Origin of the sequence: Exiguobacterium sp. AB2 (assembly GCF_000696055.1) — a bacterium.
Taxonomy (GTDB): Bacteria; Bacillota; Bacilli; order Exiguobacteriales; family Exiguobacteriaceae; genus Exiguobacterium; species Exiguobacterium alkaliphilum.
On sequence record NZ_JNAA01000037.1, the window covers coordinates 1 to 1,511 of the forward strand.

The window sequence follows — 1,511 nt, forward strand, 5'->3', positions numbered from 1 at the left end:
GGTAACGGGTCCAACGCATGCCATGCTTCTCTTTTGCGTCCGCAAACACGCGCTCGACCGTTTGTTTCCGACGGTCATAGATGTTGCGGTTCAGTTCGGTGTGGCGGAGGTCTTCGACCTCGTCTATATAAGATTGCCAGAGGTGTCGTTCGATGATCCGCTGATGCTTCTGGCTCTTCGTGCACTGCTCGAGCAACGGGCAGTTCACACAAACGGTGGGATTCGAGACGTATTTACGTTTCCCCTCGCGCATCGTGGTGCTGTACGTTAATAACTCGTTGTTCGGGCAGATGTAGACGTCATGGTGCTCGTCGTAGATGAAATCTTTGGTCTTGAAGGCGCCCTTCTTGCCCTTCGGGCGCGTGTACGGGAAGACCGGCAGGATTCCATGGTCGATCAGCAATTTGGCGATGGCAGGGTTTTTATAGGCGGAGTCGGCGGCGACGGCGAACGGTTGAATCAGACGGTTGGAGACCTTGTCGAGCAGATCTGGGAACGCGAGACTGTCATGCACGTTCCCAGGTGTAACGATGGCACCGAGCACGAACCCATGGGCGTCGCTCGCCGCATGGACCGAGTAAGCGAACTGCTTCTCACGCTCACCTTTTACGTAATATCCACTCTCAGGGTCTGTCGTGCTGACCTTGATTTCCTTCGTCTCCTCCGCCTGATTCTTTTTTGGCCCTAAGGGCTTCTTTCCACTTTCTTCACGGTCTCGCTCGACCTCGGCATCGAGTTGTTCCTGATAGTGTTTCACCTCTTTCCGGACGGTCTTCTTAACGAGCTTCCGCTTGTTTGCGTTCGCTTTAACGTGTGTCGAGTCGACGAATAGGACGGCGCGATCGATGAACCCTGCGTCCGCAGCCTGTTCAAGGATATGATAGAAGATGTCGTCGAATAAGCTCGTGTATTGAAACCGACGCACATAGTTCTTCCCGAACGTCGAGAAATGTGGCACCTTGTCCGTGAATCCGAACCCGAGAAACCAACGGTATGCGACGTTCGTCTCGATCTCACGAATCGTCTGTCGCATGGATCGGATACCGAACAGGTACTGAAGAAAGGCCATCTTGATCAGGACGACAGGGTCGACGCTTGGCCGGCCACGGTCCTCAGAATATAAGTCCTCCACGAGCGGATAGATGAACTCAAAGTCGATCACCGCCTCGATTTTTCGGACCAGATGGTCCGCTGGCACAAGCTCGTCGAGCGTGACCATCTCCAGTTGTGTCCGATTGGTTTCCGATTCTGTTGATTTCCTGATCATCCGATTCGCCTCCATAATTGTTTCTATATCTCTCATTATAAAAAAGCGACGACGGTACGAAAAGAGAGATTGATGCGTGGGCCGACTGCGGGCACGGCGAGACTTCCAGGGGATTAGCAAGCAAAGGGAGACCCAGCAGCGACAAAGTCGCGATGCGGCTCCCTGCTTGCCCCCAGAAAAGCGAGCTGTGCCCGGTCGGGCAAATAAAAAAGACTGCAGACAATGTTTTGTCTACAGTCTGAAA

Annotated in this window: 1 protein-coding gene; it reads right to left on the reverse strand. The window is 53.4% G+C overall.

The window, feature by feature from the left end; all coding sequences use genetic code 11:
* Positions 1 to 1,267: IS1182 family transposase (locus DI14_RS05510; RefSeq protein WP_034806328.1), on the reverse strand; the 1,267-nt coding region annotated here is incomplete at its 3' end.
* Between the last annotated feature and the right edge of the window lie 244 nt (positions 1,268 to 1,511).